We start from the raw sequence: 18,783 nt of genomic DNA, 5'->3' as shown, positions 1-18,783 counted from the left end.
AGGAGGCGGCAGGGTCTTGGACATTCTGTATTGGATACTGATTGGCTGTGCATTTATCATTGCGTTTGTTGGACTGGTTTATCCAATTATCCCGAGTGTGGTCTTTATGGTTCTCGGATTTATTCTATATGGCTTCTTCTTTAGCTTCGAGCCGCTTACCCTGACGTTCTGGCTCATTCAAGCCATGTTTACTGCCGTCTTATTTGCGGCAGATTATGTCTCAAACCTTATTGGGGTAAAGCGCTTTGGCGGCAGCAAGGCAGCTATTTGGGGAAGCACCATTGGGTTATTAGCTGGTCCTTTTGTGATACCCATTGCAGGAATTATTATTGGTCCATTTCTTGGGAGTGTCATTGCAGAGCTACTTGTTCATCAAAAAGATCTGAAAACGAGTGTGAAAGTCGGATTAGGCTCATTAATTGGTTTTGTATCAGGTGTTTTTGCAAAAGGATTGATTCAAGCGCTGATGCTGGGGATCTTTTTATTTTATGTCCTTCGCTAAGTGAAAAAGGGTGTTTAAAACTTTTTCAAAAGGGCTAAATACAAAATAAACACTGAAATGTTTCAGAACATGAGCAATAACGTTGAAACAAGCTGTTTCTTTTGATACTCTTTGAGTAGGGTGAATTGCTGACTTACAGAGGAAGCATTTCAGTACATACATTTTAAGGAGGAATTTAACCATGGCTTTTAAACTTCCAGAATTACCATATGCTTACGATGCATTAGAACCACATATCGACAAGGAAACAATGACGATTCACCACACAAAACACCACAACACATATGTAACAAACTTAAACAAAGCAATCGAAGGTGTATCAGCTCTTGAAGATCAATCAATTGAAGAGCTAGTGGCTAACTTAAACTCAGTGCCTGAAAACATTCGTACAGCTGTACGTAACAATGGCGGAGGACATGCGAACCACTCATTATTCTGGACGCTTCTTTCACCAAACGGTGGCGGCGCACCAACTGGTGAACTTGCAGATGCAATCGAAAAAGAATTAGGCGGATTTGAAAAATTCAAATCTGATTTCGCTGCAGCAGCTGCAGGACGCTTTGGTTCTGGTTGGGCATGGCTTGTTGTGAACAACGGAAAACTTGAAATCACAAGCACGCCAAACCAAGATTCTCCTTTAACTGAAGGAAAAACGCCAATTCTAGGACTAGACGTTTGGGAGCATGCTTACTACCTAAACTACCAAAACCGTCGTCCTGATTACATTTCAGCATTCTGGAATGTTGTGAACTGGGATGAAGTAGCTCGCCTTTACAGCGAAGCTAAATAAATCATTTGATTTGAAAAGACCTGCTCTTTAGAGAAGCAGGTCTTTTTATATTTTCCCTCCTTTTTTTACATATCTGCCTTTTGATGAGACAGACTATTGTGTAGAAAAGGAGAATGAATGGTATGAGCAGATTAAAGAAAATGTTCGGGGACATGGATGTTACAAAAGATTTATTGCTCCTCCTCACGATTGGCGGGTTATACGCACTTGCCATTGCGCTTTCGAATACGTTTGTAAATGTGTACTTATGGAAACAGTCTGGGAAATTCACGGATCTTGCGATTTATAACTTGGCCATTGTGGTGCTTCAGCCCATTACGTTTTTATTCGCTGGCCGGCTCGCAAAAAAAATAGACCGGGCGTTTGTCCTTCGTTTCGGTGTCATCTTTTTAGCCGCTTTTTATTTAATTGTCTTAATGGCAGGAGAACAAGCGGCCGCACGGCTTGTTTTGTTGGGAAGTGTCCTTGGGATCGGCTATGGTTTTTACTGGCTTGCTTTTAACGTACTCACCTTTGAGATCACCGAGCCTGAAACAAGAGACTTCTTTAATGGATTTCTCGGTGTGCTTTCCTCAACTGCCGGCATGATCGGTCCTCTCATTGCGGGGATTGTCATTTCTCAGTTAAAGGATGATACAGGCTACACAGTCATTTTCACATTATCGCTTTTTTTGTTTTCACTAGCGGTTGTGATGAGCTTTTTCCTCAAAAGAAGGCAGTCTAAAGGCAAATTTATGATCAAACAAATTTGGAAAGAACGTCATGCAGACGAGAATTGGCGTAGGATTACAACAGCTCACTTTTTTCAAGGGCTTCGTGAAGGGGTCTTTGTCTTCTTAATCAGTGTCTTTGTGTTTATTGCAACAAACAGTGAGCTTGCTCTCGGGACGTTTGGTTTAGTGAATTCAGGTGTTGCCTTTTTTGCTTATTTCTTCGCTACACGTTTGATTAAGAAAAAGTGGCGGAAGAAGGCCATCATGCTTGGCGGGCTGATTTTATACGGCGCCTTGTTTTTAATCGTTTTCCACTTGTCCTATGTATCACTTCTGATGTATGCGGTAGCCATTGCAATAGGATATCCGCTCCTGCTTGTTCCTTATGTATCCTTAACATATGATGTCATTGGCCATGCAAGGTACGCCAGAAAGGCCCGAATTGAATATATTGTGGTCAGAGAGCTATTTTTAAATGCCGGCCGTATTTGTTCGATTGTTTTGTTCCTGCTGTCTGTCACCTTACTAGGTGATGAGCTCGGAATCCCTGCATCACTTGTTGTGCTCGGAGCGGGACACACTCTTATTTATTACTTTGTAAAAGATATTCATTTGAAAGAAAAAACAGCTGATATGAAAGAGGCTGACGGTCAAAAGCCAGTTTCTCAAACGAACCTTATTAAGGGAGAAAGGTAAAATTTCTTACCTATGGAACATCAAATTTCTAGATAAATGATAGAAAAACCGCTAAAATGATGATGGCACCTTTTATACACAAAAAGGGGTGCCATTTCTTTCTTGATAGAAAAGGTGATGTGATGAGAAACAAGAAAAACAAAAAAGACGCGAAGGAAGGGCGCAAAACACTTCCGATCCGGCTGAATTTATTATTTTTAGCTGCCTTTATTATTTTTACCGGCGTTGTCGTTAGGCTCGGATTTGTGCAAATTGTCAATGGAGAAGATTATAAAAAGCAGGCAGAAAAACAAGAGGATGTGAATGTCAGCTCATCTGCTCCGCGCGGAAAAATTTATGATCGAAACTACAATACGATTGTCAGCAATAAAGCGCTGAATGCCATTACATATACGAGAACCTCGACGACTTCACAAGAAGAGCGGCTCAAAGTGGCATCGAAATTAGCGGATATGATTCATGTGAGTACGAAAAAAATCACAGATCGTGACAAAAAAGATTTCTGGATCTTAACGCATCCAAATGAAGCGAAAAAGCTTGTTCAAAAGGAATCAGAATTAAAGGGTGACGATAAGGTCTCTGATGATAAACTATATGAGCTTCAGCTAAAACGCATCACAGACAAGGAATTAAATCAACTGACGAAAAAAGATTTACAAGTGCTTGCCATTAAAAGGCAGATGGATGGAGGCTATGCACTTACGCCTCAATTTATTAAAAATGAAGATGTAAAGCCAAGCGAAATTGCTTACGTCTCTGAGCATTTGGACGAGCTTCCAGGTGTTGATGTGACGACAGACTGGTCACGCAGCTATCCGTATAAAGGACTGCTCCGCAGTATGCTCGGCAGTGTGTCTTCGAGTGATGAAGGTCTTCCGCAGTCACTTCTTGAGCATTATCTATCACTCGGCTACAGCCGAAATGACCGTGTAGGAAAAAGCTATCTCGAATATCAATATGAAGATGTCCTGCAGGGCCAAAAGGAAAAAGAACAGAGTACAACTGATAAACAGGGCAATGTCACAAGCTCTAAAGTGTTAACAGAAGGTAAGAGCGGGAAAGACCTTGTGCTGACAATTGATATTCAGCTGCAAAAAGCGGTTGAAAAAATTATTGAAAAGAACTTGAGAAGTGCGAAACAAAGAGGGGGAACTGAGCTTCTTGACCGCGCATTTGTTGTCATGATGGACCCGAGAAATGGAGAGGTTCTCTCTGTTGCGGGTAAGCAGATTTCAAACAAAAACGGAAAATACAAATTCGATGACTACGCATTAGGAACGATGACATCCTCATATGCGATGGGATCAGCCGTAAAAGGGGCAACTGTACTGACTGGATATAAAACAGGCGCTATTCATATTGGAAGTACCCAATACGATGAACCTCTCTATATCGCCCAGTCGCCGCCAAAGAAATCCTATCAAAATATGGGACTCATTAATGATTTAACAGCACTAGAGCGTTCATCAAACGTATATATGTTCAAAACCGCAATCGCCATTGGGAAAAGCGAATATCGTAAGAATCAGGCGCTCCCAATTGATCCGAAAGCATTTGATACGTTCCGCTACAATTTCAGTAAATTTGGTCTTGGCGTCAAAACAGGTATTGACCTGCCAAACGAAGCAACGGGCTACAGAGGAACGTCTACACAATCGGGGCTCTTACTTGACTATGCGATTGGACAGTATGATACGTTTACACCGCTGCAAATGGCGCAATACGTTTCAACCATTGCAAATGGGGGATATCGTTTACGTCCGCAGCTTGTTAAAGAAGTGAGAGAGCCAGACCCGCAGCGCGGTATTGGAGCTGTGACGGAATCCGTCAAACCGGATGTATTGAATAAGCTAGACATGACAAGTGATGAAATCAAGCGTGTCCAGCAAGGCTTCAAGCTTGTGATGCAGAACCCAAGAGGGACAGCCTATTCAAACTTTGGCAACAAAAAGTATAATCCAGCTGGCAAAACAGGAACCGCTCAATCATTCTATGACGGTCCAATTAAAAGCAAGCGCGGTACACCGACGTATAACACAACTCTTGTTGCGTATGCGCCTGCTGATAATCCAGAAGTGGCTATTTCCGTTGTCGTGCCATGGGTGTATCAAGACTACAACCAGCGCTATCCAATTACAAACGATATTGGTGAACAAGTATTAGATAAGTACTTTGAACTGAAATCAAAACAGGAAAGCAATGATACACAGGCGAAAAATAAAAACAAAATTGAAAATGAAGCAGAAACAAATAACTAGACCTTTCATAGGTAAAAACGCTCACTTTTTGTGGGCGTTTTTTTACGTTTTCTTCAAAAATTCCGATATAAATTGACAAAATTCATAAAAAACGCCGCAATTTCTCTACAAAACTTCGACATTTACAAAACCTTAACATTCCATTTAAACGAAATTAATAAAGAACCTTTAATGTATTACTCGTAGGACAAATTATTCAGGGGGTATTCTTGAAATGAAAAAGAACAAATTATGGCTGCTTACTTTCCTTACTATCGCATTGTTAGCATTCGTCACAGCATGCGGAAACAGCAGCTCAAGCGGAGATTCAAAAGACAGTAAAGGAAATGCTTCAAACAAAGATGAGGCATCAGGTTCCATTACCATCTCAGGATCATCTGCGATGCAGCCTTTAGTTCTTGCGGCAGCAGAAAAATTCATGGATAAACATCCAAAAGCCGATATTCAAGTACAAGCCGGCGGTTCAGGAACAGGACTTTCTCAAGTTTCAGAAGGATCTGTACAGATTGGTAACTCAGATGTATTCGCTGAAGAGAAAGACGGCGTCGACGCAAAAGCTTTAAAAGACCACAAAGTAGCAGTTGTTGGAATGGCCGCAGCTGTAAACCCTGAAGTGGGTGTCAAAGACATCACAAAGGACGAATTGAAAAAAATCTTCACTGGTAAAATCAAAAACTGGAAAGAGCTTGGCGGGAAAGACCAAAAAATCACGCTTGTTAACAGACCTGATTCTTCAGGAACACGTGCAACATTTGTGAAATATGCACTTGATGGTGCAACACCTGCAGAAGGAATCACAGAAGATTCTTCAAACACAGTGAAAAAGCTGATTGCAGAAACACCAGGTGCAATTGGATACCTAGCATTCTCTTATTTAACAGATGACAAAATTACACCGCTTAGCATTGATGGTGTGAAACCAGAAGAAAGCAATGTAGAAAGCGGTAAATATACAATTTGGGCATACGAGCACTCTTATACAAAAGGTGAGCCGGAAGGTCTAGCAAAACAATTCTTAGATTACCTTATGAGTGACGAAGTACAAAAAGAAATCGTCAAAGACCAAGGCTACATCTCAGTCTCTAATATGAAAGTAGAAAGAGACGCAACAGGCAAACAATCGGATAAGTAAGAGGTCTTGAATTGCTGATGAAGGAAAAGTGGAGCATTTCACTTTTCCTTTTATGACATTCATAGGAGTGTAGAAAAAGATGAAGCAGATAGAACATACAGAAGCGAGCGATCGGCTGATCAGCTCGAAGAAAAATAGGCAAATGGATGAAGTAAGAGGAAGTATTTTGGTGAAATTCTGCGCATTCTTAATGATTGCAGTATCCATCGCCATCACAATATTCCTTGGCATTAAGGGTTTACAATCTTTCATCGTAAATGGTGTAAGCCCAATTGAGTTCTTAACCAGTATCAATTGGAACCCAACAGCAGAAAACCCGGAGTACGGCGCATTTCCTTTTATCTTTGGATCGATCGCCGTCACGCTTCTATCGGCACTTATTGCAGCGCCGCTAGGCATCGCAGGAGCGATCTTTATGACAGAAATTGCACCTGCATGGGGCCGGAAAATTCTCCAGCCAGTCATTGAATTGCTTGTAGGGATTCCATCCGTTGTTTACGGATTCATAGGTCTTACAGTATTGGTGCCGTTTATCGGACATTTCAAGTCAAGTGGCTCAGGGCATAGCGTGTTAGCAGGAACGATTGTCCTGTCTATTATGATTCTGCCAACCGTTACATCTATTGCAACTGATGCAATGGCTTCCCTTCCAAAAAGCTTACGTGAGGGATCCTATGCACTTGGCGCTACAAGATGGCAAACGATTAGACGTGTGCTTGTACCGGCAGCTCTTCCAACATTAATGACAGCAGTCGTTCTTGGAATGGCAAGAGCATTTGGTGAAGCCCTTGCCGTTCAGATGGTCATTGGAAACACGCGTAATTTACCAGAGAGCATTATGGATACAGCTGGTACATTAACAACCATTATTACGTTAAACATGGGTCACACAACGTATGGAAGTGTTGAAAACAATACACTTTGGTCAATGGGTCTTGTCCTTCTAGTTGTATCGTTTATGTTCATACTCATTATCAGATACTTGTCGTCTAGGAGGAAGATTTAATGAATAGCAAAATGACCGATCGTTTTGCCACGTTTGTTTTTGGATTATGTGCCGCCATTATTACGGCGATCCTAGTTGGTTTGTTTTCTTATATCATCTTCAACGGTGCAAAAGAATTAAATTTTGACTTTTTGACAACCCGCTCAAGTGCAATTGGCTCTGGCGGCGGTATTAGGGATCAGCTGTTTAACTCGTTTTACATTTTGTTTATAACAATGCTGATCACAGTACCACTTGGTGTCGGCGGTGGAGTGTACATGGCTGAATATGCGCCTCAAAACAAAGTCACTGATTTTATTCGCACATGTATCGAAGTGTTGTCTTCACTTCCTTCTATTGTCATTGGTATGTTTGGTTTACTCATGTTTGTCAATTTAACAGGCTGGGGCTATACGATCATCGGAGGAGCTCTTGCGCTCACGGTGTTTAACTTGCCAGTGATGGTCAGGGTGACAGAAGACGCGCTTCGCTCTGTACCGAAGGATCAAAAGGAAGCATCACTTGCGCTCGGTGTGACGAAATGGCATACAGTGAAGACAGTCCTGATTCCAGGTGCGATTCCTTCTATTATTACCGGTGCGATTTTAGCATCAGGAAGAGTCTTTGGGGAGGCAGCAGCGCTTCTTTTCACAGCAGGTCTCACCACACCGCGTCTTGATTTTACAAACTGGAGTCCATTTTCTGATACGTCACCGCTGAATATTTTTAGACCGGCAGAAACATTAGCCGTTCATATATGGAACGTCAATACACAAGGAATCATTCCAGATGCAGAGGCCATTGCAAATGGTGCATCAGCCGTACTTGTGCTTTCAGTTTTAGTATTTAACTTAGCAGCTAGATGGCTTGGTTCATTTATTCATAAAAAGCTTACGTCAAAATAATGTGAGAGAGGTGTGAAGGGGATATGGTTCAAATGCTAGCAGAAAAAAAAGAGATTGCAGCAAAAAAGGCTCCACTTCAAGCGGAACAGATTTTACAGGTGCAGGATTTAAGCATTTATTATGGTGAAAAAAGAGCGGTCAATCACATTTCATTTGAAATTGAGAAGAACGCAATTACCGCATTAATCGGCCCATCTGGCTGCGGGAAATCAACCTTTTTACGCAGCATTAACCGCATGAACGACTTGATCCCAGGTGCGAGAAGTGAAGGTGCGATCATGTACGAAGGACTCAATATTTTGGATGACCGCATTAATGTGGTGAATTTAAGAAGAGAAATCGGCATGGTTTTCCAAAAACCAAACCCATTTCCTAAATCGATCTACAATAACATTACCCATGCGTTAAAGTATGCGGGTGAAAAAAGAAAATCAGTACTTGATGATGCAGTAGAGGAAAGCTTAACAAAAGCAGCGCTGTGGGATGAAGTCAAAGATCGTCTGCACCGCTCGGCTTTGTCACTATCCGGCGGTCAGCAGCAGCGCCTTTGTATTGCGCGTACACTTGCGATGAAGCCCAGCGTTCTTTTATTAGATGAACCAGCATCTGCCCTAGACCCGATCTCAAATGCAAAAATTGAAGAGTTATTATCAGATTTGAAAAATGATTATTCGATCGTCATTGTGACACACAACATGCAGCAAGCGTTACGTGTATCTGATCATACGGCCTTTTTCCTGAACGGTGATCTAGTAGAATATGATGCCACTGAACGTATCTTTACACGTCCTGCGCAGCAAAAAACAGAAGACTATATCAATGGTCGATTTGGATAAGGCGGGTGGATTTTGATGAATGCAGTAGCAACTGAAACAGCAAAAAAAGAAGTGTTTCGTGTGAATGATATGAACCTTTGGTACGGACAGCATCACGCACTGAAGCATATTGATTTAGACATTAAAGAGCATGAAGTCACAGCAATTATCGGTCCGTCAGGCTGCGGAAAGTCAACGTTTATCAAGACCTTAAATCTTATGGTCAAAACAGTGCCAGGTGTGAAAATCACCGGGGATATGATGTATAACGGCGACAATATTTTAAAAGGCCGCGTTGATCTAGTGGAACTGCGTAAAAACGTCGGGATGGTCTTTCAAAAAGGAAACCCATTCCCTCAGTCTATCTTTGATAATGTCGTCTACGGACCAAGAATTCATGGCGTGAAGAGCAAGCAGCAATTGAAAGAAATCGCTGAAAAAGCGCTTCGTGATGTTGCCCTTTGGGATGAAGTGAAAGATCGATTAAATGCACCAGCATTAGGTCTTTCCGGCGGTCAGCAGCAGCGTCTTTGTATCGCAAGAGCTATTGCTACGAGCCCAGACATTTTACTAATGGATGAACCAACATCAGCACTTGATCCTGTCTCAACATTAAAGATTGAAGAATTGATTATGAAATTAAAAGAGAAATACACGATTGCCATTGTGACGCATAACATGCAGCAAGCGGCGAGGGTATCAGATAGAACAGCCTTCTTTTTAATGGGAGAGCTTGTTGAGGTCAATGATACGAATGTGATGTTCTCAGAGCCAAATGATCAAAGAACAAATGATTATATATCTGGTCGATTTGGATAATAAAACCCCCTGGAGGTCAGCGCCGCCAGGGGGTATTGTTGTTATTTTGTTAAGGCTTTGACGATTTGTTTGAATGTCATCCCTGTTTTTAAATTGAACTTGCCTGCACGAATTTCTTTATGGTAGCCGGCGTCAATCACGTAATCATTAAAATCTTTAGACGAGTTGATGATTCCGTCCTTTTCAAGCATGTCTGAAACATCACTTGTACTCATCCCGTTTTTAATAACAAATTTGACCGATTTGCCTTTAGGCTTGTCCGATGTTTCTTTATCATTTTTAGAATCGCCGTCTTCATTTGCTTTCAGTGCTTTTTCTTTATAATCAAGAAGCTGCTGATATGTTTCACGGCTGACAGAGACTTCTTTTTTAGAGTCTAAATAGTTTTTCACATCGGTGTCTGTTACTTTCGCTGCGAGCGTTTCTTTTGTGGTTGTATCAGCCGCCGCTTCATCTTTTCCAGTGAGGAAAAAAACGATCGCCAGAACACCAGTTGCAAGAATCATACCTGCCGCAAACGTTTGGATGCTTTTTTTCGTCATACAAGCACCTTCTCATTGTCTTTAATGATCATGTTGACCTCATCTACAGATACATGCTCAGCGCGCGCAATGGCCTCAGGAGACATGCCATTTTGATGCTTTGAAATGATTTGTCTTGCGATAGATGGATCAATTTCTGAATGTTTGCGGACGACAATGTTTGTTTCAAGCAATTCTTCTTCAAGAACCTTCATTTTCTTTTTCAGTTTATAGATTTCTTGCATTGCAGATAGTTGAAGTGTTTCAAGTTCCTGCTCGACTTCTTTAATCGGCTCTCTTTGAAAATATGAGAATGCGATCAGTACGATACTGACAACAAGCAATCCGATAATTGCAATTTCCATGTTTCATCACCTTTTATTCATATTTTAATGCTGAAAGCCATAAAAGGCTTTCATGATTGTTTCAGACAGTTTTCGACCCTTCTTTTTTATACCATAAAAAAGCTAGTTTCAAAAGGAATTGCTGAAAAAATCACCTTTTTTTCATCTTTTTTCTTTTTATATGAAAAACGAGTATGAAAATCTTGCTCGCTGTCAAAATAAAAGAGGGCTTCTCATGTATACAGTACGACAAAGATTGAGGTTTTATAGGGGAGCAGGCTATTTTTCATGAAATGACCGTGCGATATGGATCAGAACGCGGATGGATTGCACTGAAAATCAAATTGGTGAAAAAACATTCTAGCATTCCTAAGCTAGAAGTGGTATTATAGTTAGGTCTGAATGTGAATTGATTTTAGTTTGGAGGGAAAAACATGCGCGTAAATATTACTCTAGCTTGCACTGAATGCGGTGAGCGTAACTATATTACTAAAAAGAATAAGCGAAACAATCCAGATCGCGTTGAATTCAAAAAGTATTGCTCACGTGATAAAAAACAAACTTTACATCGTGAAACAAAGTAAGCAGCAGGGAATTTTCCTGCTGTTTTTTTATGATGGGAGATGATCTTTGTGAAAAAGGAACTTCGCCTTCAAACATTAGCCAAGCTGGACCAGATGAGTGCCGAAGAATTCAAGCGAAGCACCGCTTTACTTCATGAGCGCTTGTTTCAACTGCCAGCATGGAAACAAGCGAATACGGTTGCACTTACCATGTCTAGAGGAAAAGAGGTACCGACAATGCCTCTCATTGAAAAAGCATGGCGGGAGGGGAAAACAGTATGTGTACCCACCTGTTTTCCAGAAACAAAAGAGATGACGTTTTATGAATATACACCAGAAACGAAAATGATCTCCCGCTACTTTGGGCTATTGGAGCCAGATCCTCTGACATCGGCCGCTGCATCTAAAGAATCTATCGATTTGATCATTGTGCCTGGTGTGTGCTTCGATCGACAAGGCTACCGTATCGGATATGGGGGCGGCTATTATGACCGCTACTTAGCTGACTATCACGGCGAAACACTTGCCCTTTGTTTAACAGTACAGCAAACCAAGCATATTCCGGCTGAAACGCACGACATCCCGGTCTCAATCATGGTCAGTGAGAAAGGTACCATATATCTAAAATAAAGTCCGCTGCTTATATATATGAACGGGCTTTTTGTGTTGAGCGAAGGTGCTTGCTTATGATCAAAAGTCACATGCACGATAGCGATCAACATTCTTCATTAAAAGGCATTTTAGCTGACGAGGGATATGTTTTGAAAAAATTTCGTGGAAAGAAAAGATACTTCCGTAATATGTGGGAGGAAGTGAATACTTGTGACTTGATCGTGATTCATGGTTTTATTTTTGGCATACGCACCTTGATTTTTTTTGGAGTCGGGGAAAATAGCTTAAAAATAAGAAGAGAGCATATCAAAGCTCATATCGCTTTATATCATAGGCGGCTAAAACAGCTTGAAAGCCTTGAAAAGCCATACCAAACTTGGATTTGTATTCACGAACATGACCCTGGTTTAGACGCTGGATATGTTCATACACCAAATCCATACGGCAGTTACTTCCCGCACAAGGTGGAGGAGTTAGAGCGGAATTGTAAGCTGCCTCATACTTTCAAGGATTTAATCGACCTTCTCAATTTGACGTTTCTTATGATCAATCAGAGTGCGGAGAGGTCTATTATATTCAATCAAAAGAACAAGGGATTAGATTGTGAAGGCCTGCTTATGAAAGGAACCTTTTAAGCGATAAAAACGATGGTTCATGCATAAACAAATCCTATTTAAGCCACGATACGAACATAGGAGGGAATATGATGAATAAAATGATTTGGAGCATTGTGTTCACACTGTTTGCATTCGTTCTCGTGCAAAATCGTTATCGGCTCATGAATTTGGTTTTAGGGCAAAATCAAGTCCGGCACTTTTTGATTAAATGGCTGATGAAAATCCCATATTTTCGGACGAAATTTATTCGCCAAGCATTCTAATCCCGCAAAAGCCGGGATTTTTTTGTTTAGAAATGCGGATAAGAACGATTCTTGCTATAATAATGTAAAAAATGGAGCGCGAATGTATGAATGTCATAGATAGTTTATTTTGGCGAGTTGTTGATGAACTTAGACAAAAAGGATACGAGATGATTCAAAGTCCGTACCCAGAAGATGAAATATTTTTTGAAGCACCACGAAACTCAGGTTATGATCTTATCCGTCTATATAGAAAAGATGTGAATTTCAGGCAGGAGATCGTTCGAGATATCGAGGAGCAAACATATCGGATCAATCAGCTGAGAGAAGCTATGCGTAAACGATCTCTTCATCTCCTGCAGCTGCAATTTACAACTGATGTTCCAGTAGATGATTGGGAAGACCTAAACGGTCAGCCGCAAAAAGAGAATAAGGTGACAGTTACTCCTGTATTACTCAATGCAGACACGCTTCAAAACGATGTAAACGAACTGCAAAAATGGCTGAATACATCGCTTGCAGTAGATGTAGAAGAAGCGAAGGAAGATACAGCTGAGGATGCAATGCAGCTGAAAAGGAACGTGCTTCAGGCATTTGATGATCAGGAAAAGCAGCGAGAACGAGAACGGGCCGTGTTTCAAAATGGGAGACCCATTTTTACCTACTTGCTGATTGCTGTCCAAGTGGTGATGTTTCTTTTACTTGAGCTGTCAGGCGGAAGTACCAATACCGCAACTTTAACAGCATTTGGTGCTAAAAATAATGTGCTGATTTTAGAGGGTGAATGGTGGCGCCTGATGACACCAATGTTTTTACATATTGGCTTGACGCACTTACTCTTTAATACTTTTGCTCTTTGGTCCGTTGGAGCGGCTGTTGAGAGAATTTATGGGTCGGGAAGATTTTTGCTCATCTATTTGATTTCCGGCATTTTTGGCTCTATAGCGAGCTTTGTGTTTAATACGGCAATTGCAGCAGGCGCATCTGGCGCGATCTTTGGCTGCTTAGGCGCACTGTTATATTTAGCCATCTCAAACCGAAAGCTTTTCTTTCGGACGATGGGGACAAATATTATTGTCATTATCCTCATCAACCTAGGAATAGGCTTCACTGTATCAGGTATTGATAATGCAGGGCATCTTGGCGGCCTGGTTGGCGGTTTTTTCACCGCATTAGCTGTCCGTCTGCCTAAACAGATCCAGCCTGTTAAAATGCTACTTGCGAGTGCTGCTTTGCTCTTTATTGGCGGTTTTGGATTGTATACAGGGTTTCATTCTGACGATCAAAAGCAAGCAGCGGCAACAAGTGAGGCAGCAAGTTTATTTGATGAGAAAAAGTATAGCGAAGCAAGTGAACGACTAGAGGAATATGTGCACGATAAAGATGCATCAGCTGAGGCACTTCATATCTATGCACTATCGGAAGCGCAGCAGGGCCAACTTGATAAGGCTATTCAATTTTTACAAAAGTCGCTTGAAAAAGATCCAGATGATCCAAATAAACTGTATCATTTATCGCTTTTATACGTAGAAAAAGGAGAGACAGCGAAAGCAGAGGATCTATTAGCGAAAGCGTTAAAACAAGATCCTCAAAATGATCAATTTTTAAAGCTGAAACAATATATCGAAAATAGTCAAACACGTTGAATGACTTGACTGAAAGCGCATTTATGAATACGCTTATCCTATCTGTTGATGAAAAGAAATGGTGGAAACAATGAAAACGTTATATGATGTACAGCAGCTGCTCATGAGATTTGGAAATTATGTGTATTTCGGAGATCGTGAAGTAGAATTAGAATTTATGGCAGACGAATTGAAGGAAATGTATACATCGGGCATCATTGACCGGACCGAATGGTCAAACGCAATGACGATTCTTCAAATGGAGCTAGCCAAATTAAATCGAAAAACAATGTGAAGGTGGAGGGCATATGACAGGGGATTGGTTTGTAGGTATTGATCTTGGCGGTACGACAATTAAGCTTGCGTTCATTAATCTATATGGTGAAATTCAGCATAAGTGGGAGATTCCTACGGATAAATCCGGGCAGACGATTACAGTCGATATTGCCAAATCAATTGACCATAAACTGGTTGAGATCAGTATGCCGAAATCAGCACTTATTGGGATCGGAATGGGTGCACCTGGACCAGTAGATAAAGTATCTGGCATCGTCTATAAAACAACGAATCTGGGCTGGACAAACTACCCCTTGAAAGATCACCTAGAGGCAGAGACGGGACTTCCATCTGTCATTGAAAATGATGCGAATATTGCTGCACTCGGTGAAATGTGGAAGGGTGCAGGCGATGGCGCAAAAAATATCCTGATGGTCACACTTGGAACAGGGGTTGGCGGCGGCATCATCGTCAACGGTGAAGTTGTTCAAGGGGAGACAGGTGCTGGCGGAGAAATTGGCCATATTTGTGCCGTTCCATTTCAAGGAGCACCGTGTAACTGCGGAAGAACAGGCTGTATTGAAACGATCGCATCTGCAACTGGCATCGTCCGGATTGCAAAGGATAAATTAGAAACCGAGCAGCATACATCTTCACTTGGCAAGCTCGCTTCGCTATCGGCAAAGAATGTATTTGAAGCGGCAGAAAACGGAGATGATCTTGCAATGCGTGTCGTAGAAGAAGTGACGACACATCTTGGACTTGTCCTAGCGAATCTTGCTAGTGCTTTAAACCCAACAAAAATTGTAATTGGCGGCGGTGTTTCAAAAGCAGGTGAGCTTCTTCGCAGTAAAGTAGAGCGCATTGTGAAACAACATGCTTTCCCGCCTTGCGCTGACGATGTTGAAGTGGTAATTGCATCACTCGGAAACGATGCGGGTGTTATCGGCGGTGCATGGATGGCAAAAACCAAATGGCTGTCTTGAACAAAAAAGTCATAATGATGTCATTTTTATTAAAAAAAGCGATAGATAGGCATGAAATTGGATGTTTAGCATATTCATAAGTTTGTCATGAGGAAAAAGACATTGATTTTCCATCATATACAGGATAAGATATACTTTAGTTATTTTTCTAGAAGCACCAATAATTAGGGTATATCTAGAGCCTGGGTGCGCGCTTAGCATAAGGAGGTTACAATGCGAAAGAATAGATTAAAGGCGATTTCATTTTTACTGATTGCGACATTGCTGATGTGGGTCAAAACCTATGTTATCTATAAATCTAGCTTCAATATTAAAATTGAAAATTTCATGCAGGAGTTTATCCTGTTTATTAATCCGCTTAGCTTTCTCTTGTTTATCTTCGGTATCGGTTTATTTTTCAAAGAAAAAAATCGCAATCGATATATCATCGTGACAAGCTTTATCCTAACATTCGTTTTGTTAGCCAACATTGTGTTTTATCGATTCTATAGTGATTTTCTAACCATCCCCGTCCTATTTCAAACAAACAATATGGGTGACCTCGGGTCCAGTATTACCTCTTTAATTGAACCAGTCGATTTACTGATGTTTGTTGATATCATCATTTTAATTTGGCTCTATAAAAAACAGCCTTCCTTTAGAACAGATGTCACCGTTTCACGAAAAGAACGAGCAGCATATTACTTATTTGTGGTAGCTACATTTTTCTTTAACCTTGGTTTAGCTGAAACAGAAAGACCAGAACTGCTTACTCGCTCATTTGACCGTGAGATGCTGGTGAAAAATATCAGCTTATATAACTTCCATATTTATGATGGGGTATTGCAATCGAAGCAGTCCGCCCAACGAGCTCTTGCTGACAGCAATAGCTTAACTGAAATTGAAAACTATGTAAGCGCAAATCAAACGGACCGTAATGAAAAGACATTTGGTCAGGCAAAAGGACGAAATGTCATTCTTATATCACTTGAATCGACACAGAGTTTCGTGATCAATGAAAAATTAAACGGGAAAGAAATTACTCCGTTTTTAAACAAATTGATCAAGAAGAGCTATAACTTTACTAATTTTTATCACCAAACAGGTCAAGGGAAAACATCTGATTCAGAGTTTATTGTAGATAATTCTCTTTATCCACTTGGAAGAGGGGCTGTGTTCTTCACAAATCCAAGTAATGAGTTTACAGCGACACCTGAGCTGTTAAAGGATGAGGGCTACCACTCTTCTGTTATTCATGCGAATAACAAAAGCTTCTGGAACCGTGACCTTATCTACGATAGCTTTGGCTACGATAAGTTCTTTGATATTAAATCATTTGATGTGAATGAAGAAAACTCAGTTGGCTGGGGACTGAAAGATGGTCCGTTCTTTGAGCAGTCCGCTGAATTAATGAAATCGATCCCGCAGCCTTTCTATACGAGATTGATTACATTAACGAACCATTTCCCTTTTGATTTAGATGAGGAAGATAAGCTCATTGATGAATATGATTCAAAGAGCAAAACACTGAACAAGTACTTCCCTACAGTGCGTTATCAAGATGAAGCCCTTAAGCTTTTCTTTAAAAAGATGAAGGAAGCTGGGTTATACGATAACTCCATTTTTGTTTTGTATGGGGATCACTACGGAATTTCTGAAAACCATAACGAAGCCATGGGACAATTCTTAAATAAAGAGATTACGCCATTTGAAGAAGTGCAGCTTCAAAAAGTCCCGTTTGTTGTACACATTCCAGGGGTAACGGATCAACATCCAAAAGAAATTGATACGGTAGGCGGTCAGGTCGATATCCGTCCAACTGTACTCAATCTTCTAGGGATTGATACAAGTAAACAAATTCAATTTGGTCATGACCTTTTATCAAAAGATACGAATGACTTTACAGTACTCCGTGATGGAAGCTTTATTACGAAGGACAGCATTTTTACAGATGGTGTTTGCTACAATAAAGAGACAGGCGAGCCAGCAGATGATAAAAATGTGTGTCAGTCTTATGAAGAGAAAGCGAAGCAGGAGCTTCAATTCTCTGATCAAATCATCTACGGAGATCTCCTTAGATTTTATGATCGAAACAGCCCGGACCATTCACCATCCAAAAAAGAAGGTGAAACGGAGCTGAAAAAGGCGTCCTAATAGATGAAAAAACCTCTGCTATTTTAGAAGCAGAGGTTTTCTTTTTTTGTCTGACGGCTCATATAGTATGAGAGGAGGGATGTAAATGAAGACAACGTCGTTTGGAAAAATTGAATGGCAGCTGGATGAAGCAGGGAGGGATGCTGTGGCAAAGCAGCTTGGTATTGGCAAAGCTGCTTTTCATTTATCTAATCAATCAAGCACTGATAACCTTCTTTTACCGGGATATAGACTTCCAGAAGGAGTCCATGTATTTGATTCGATAGGTGATGTGCAGAGATTTATTGCACCTTACAGACTGCAGCAATCCGATGATTGGATTAATGGAACATTTGAATATGATAGCGCTCGATTAGAAGAAGAGCTGAGCCGCTTGAAAGCCGTATTTCCTTTTCTTCATATCAGCGTCATTGGCCATTCAGTGCTTGATACACCTATTTATGAGATCCGAACAGAGCCTGTTCAGCATTTACATTCTATTCATCTCAATGCCTCATTTCATGCAAATGAATGGATCACGACGTCTGTTTTATTAAAATGGTTGAAATCGCTTTGCTTAGCAGCGTCAGATCCGGTACAGGCAAGACATTATGAAGCGGTTCATATCCTGCAGACCACCGCTTTATCCATCGTGCCAATGGTCAATCCAGATGGAGTGGATTTGGTTCGTAATGGACCGGAGTCACTAGGTCTTCATCGTGAAGAATTCACACTGCTAAACAAGGGATATTCCGATTACCGGGAATGGAAAGCAAATATTCGAGGGGTGGATTTAAACAATCAATTCCCTGCTTATTGGGAGATCGAGTACTATCGTCATCAGTCGAAGGCACCGTCCTACCGGGATTATCCTGGGCGCGAGCCATTAACAGAACCAGAAGCGAAAGCGATGGCCAATCTTGCGTTGCGAAAACGATTTGACCGGCTGATCGCCCTTCATACACAAGGAGAAGAGATCTATTGGGGGTTTCTTGGCCATGAGCCAGCCCTCTCAAAAGAAACGGTCAAACGATTCGAACTAGTGAGCGGTTACAAACCGATCCAATATCTCGACAGCTATGCAGGCTATCGCGATTGGTTTATTTATCAATTTCATAGTGAGGGCTATACAGTCGAGCTTGGTCTAGGGAAAAATCCTCTTTCCATGGATCAATTTGATTCGATCTATGAAAAAACAAAGCGGCTTTTGTGGGAAGCGTGTAAGTGTTAAAAGCACCTGTCTGGTGCTTTTTCATATTTTGAGAAAATC

Annotated in this window: 20 protein-coding genes; 18 read left to right on the top strand and 2 right to left on the bottom strand. The window is 41.1% G+C overall.

The annotated features are described in order from the left end of the window. The first annotated feature begins 16 nt into the window (after window positions 1-16). From ASE42_RS13360 to pstB (ASE42_RS13315), 9 genes are all read left to right on the top strand, one after another. Window positions 17-502 (top strand): DUF456 domain-containing protein, encoded by a 486-nt coding sequence (locus ASE42_RS13360; RefSeq protein WP_024427974.1) that lies wholly within the window; start codon window positions 17-19, stop codon window positions 500-502. A 181-nt stretch (window positions 503-683) separates the two neighbouring features. After that, window positions 684-1,292 carry a superoxide dismutase SodA gene (gene sodA, locus ASE42_RS13350; RefSeq protein ID WP_007501264.1) on the top strand — a complete coding sequence of 203 codons (609 nt, stop codon included), beginning with the start codon at window positions 684-686 and terminating at the stop codon, window positions 1,290-1,292. 122 nt (window positions 1,293-1,414) lie between these two features. Continuing rightward, on the top strand, window positions 1,415-2,701 hold the full coding sequence (locus ASE42_RS13345) for an MFS transporter (protein WP_041106889.1): 1,287 nt from the start codon (window positions 1,415-1,417) through the stop codon (window positions 2,699-2,701). A gap of 122 nt (window positions 2,702-2,823) precedes the next feature. After that, a complete protein-coding gene (locus ASE42_RS13340; protein ID WP_024427976.1) occupies window positions 2,824-4,959 on the top strand; it encodes a peptidoglycan D,D-transpeptidase FtsI family protein in 2,136 nt (711 codons plus the stop codon). A gap of 214 nt (window positions 4,960-5,173) precedes the next feature. After that, entirely contained in the window at window positions 5,174-6,091 is a 918-nt protein-coding gene (locus tag ASE42_RS13335; RefSeq protein WP_024422995.1) for a phosphate ABC transporter substrate-binding protein, read from the top strand. Between the two features lie 79 nt (window positions 6,092-6,170). Next, window positions 6,171-7,097 carry a phosphate ABC transporter permease subunit PstC gene (pstC, locus tag ASE42_RS13330; RefSeq protein ID WP_024422994.1) on the top strand — a complete coding sequence of 309 codons (927 nt, stop codon included), beginning with the start codon at window positions 6,171-6,173 and terminating at the stop codon, window positions 7,095-7,097. After that, entirely contained in the window at window positions 7,097-7,981 is an 885-nt protein-coding gene (gene pstA / locus ASE42_RS13325) for a phosphate ABC transporter permease PstA (protein ID WP_025092964.1), read from the top strand. Before pstC ends, pstA begins: the two co-directional genes overlap by 1 nt. A 23-nt stretch (window positions 7,982-8,004) precedes the next feature. Next, complete coding sequence (gene pstB / locus ASE42_RS13320; protein WP_024422992.1) at window positions 8,005-8,817, top strand: phosphate ABC transporter ATP-binding protein PstB; 813 nt, start codon at window positions 8,005-8,007, stop codon at window positions 8,815-8,817. A gap of 15 nt (window positions 8,818-8,832) precedes the next feature. Beyond that, a complete protein-coding gene (gene pstB / locus ASE42_RS13315) occupies window positions 8,833-9,615 on the top strand; it encodes a phosphate ABC transporter ATP-binding protein PstB (RefSeq protein WP_024422991.1) in 783 nt (260 codons plus the stop codon). A 41-nt stretch (window positions 9,616-9,656) separates the two neighbouring features. On the opposite strand, the gene ASE42_RS13310 is transcribed toward pstB (ASE42_RS13315), so the two are convergent. Both ASE42_RS13310 and ASE42_RS13305 read right to left on the bottom strand, forming a co-directional pair. Then, entirely contained in the window at window positions 9,657-10,157 is a 501-nt protein-coding gene (locus tag ASE42_RS13310) for an endolytic transglycosylase MltG (protein WP_024422990.1), read from the bottom strand. Next, the gene (locus tag ASE42_RS13305) at window positions 10,154-10,501 is read right to left on the bottom strand and encodes a hypothetical protein (protein ID WP_024422989.1); all 348 of its coding nucleotides are present in this window, start codon (window positions 10,499-10,501) and stop codon (window positions 10,154-10,156) included. The genes ASE42_RS13310 and ASE42_RS13305 overlap by 4 nt, the downstream gene beginning before the upstream one ends. 413 nt (window positions 10,502-10,914) lie before the next feature. Between ASE42_RS13305 and rpmG the strand changes: the two genes are divergently transcribed. The 9 genes from rpmG to ASE42_RS13265 all read left to right on the top strand — a co-directional run bounded on the left by rpmG (window position 10,915) and on the right by ASE42_RS13265 (window position 18,744). Continuing rightward, complete coding sequence (rpmG, locus tag ASE42_RS13300) at window positions 10,915-11,064, top strand: 50S ribosomal protein L33 (protein WP_008360061.1); 150 nt, start codon at window positions 10,915-10,917, stop codon at window positions 11,062-11,064. A 48-nt stretch (window positions 11,065-11,112) separates the two neighbouring features. Continuing rightward, the gene (locus ASE42_RS13295; protein WP_056767350.1) at window positions 11,113-11,673 is read left to right on the top strand and encodes a 5-formyltetrahydrofolate cyclo-ligase; all 561 of its coding nucleotides are present in this window, start codon (window positions 11,113-11,115) and stop codon (window positions 11,671-11,673) included. A gap of 56 nt (window positions 11,674-11,729) precedes the next feature. Then, window positions 11,730-12,290, top strand: coding sequence for a hypothetical protein (locus ASE42_RS13290; RefSeq protein ID WP_235566778.1), 561 nt, complete (start codon window positions 11,730-11,732; stop codon window positions 12,288-12,290). Window positions 12,291-12,361: 71 nt separating this feature from the next. Next, complete coding sequence (locus tag ASE42_RS18985) at window positions 12,362-12,535, top strand: hypothetical protein (protein WP_162176177.1); 174 nt, start codon at window positions 12,362-12,364, stop codon at window positions 12,533-12,535. 86 nt (window positions 12,536-12,621) lie between these two features. Beyond that, window positions 12,622-14,160 (top strand): rhomboid family intramembrane serine protease, encoded by a 1,539-nt coding sequence (locus ASE42_RS13285; RefSeq protein WP_056767348.1) that lies wholly within the window; start codon window positions 12,622-12,624, stop codon window positions 14,158-14,160. A 70-nt stretch (window positions 14,161-14,230) separates the two neighbouring features. Beyond that, window positions 14,231-14,434 carry a YqgQ family protein gene (locus ASE42_RS13280; RefSeq protein WP_008342322.1) on the top strand — a complete coding sequence of 68 codons (204 nt, stop codon included), beginning with the start codon at window positions 14,231-14,233 and terminating at the stop codon, window positions 14,432-14,434. Between the two features lie 13 nt (window positions 14,435-14,447). Beyond that, window positions 14,448-15,401 carry an ROK family glucokinase gene (locus tag ASE42_RS13275; RefSeq protein WP_025092968.1) on the top strand — a complete coding sequence of 318 codons (954 nt, stop codon included), beginning with the start codon at window positions 14,448-14,450 and terminating at the stop codon, window positions 15,399-15,401. Window positions 15,402-15,614: 213 nt separating this feature from the next. Continuing rightward, window positions 15,615-17,534, top strand: coding sequence for an LTA synthase family protein (locus tag ASE42_RS13270; RefSeq protein WP_056767345.1), 1,920 nt, complete (start codon window positions 15,615-15,617; stop codon window positions 17,532-17,534). Window positions 17,535-17,619: 85 nt separating this feature from the next. After that, window positions 17,620-18,744 (top strand): M14 family metallocarboxypeptidase, encoded by a 1,125-nt coding sequence (locus tag ASE42_RS13265; protein WP_056767341.1) that lies wholly within the window; start codon window positions 17,620-17,622, stop codon window positions 18,742-18,744. Window positions 18,745-18,783 lie beyond the last annotated feature (39 nt).

This window comes from Bacillus sp. Root920 (assembly GCF_001429445.1).
GTDB classification, from domain to species: domain Bacteria; phylum Bacillota; class Bacilli; order Bacillales; family Bacillaceae; genus Bacillus; species Bacillus safensis.
Note: the sequence above shows the minus strand (reverse complement) of the source record. Positions and strands in the feature narration are given on the sequence as shown.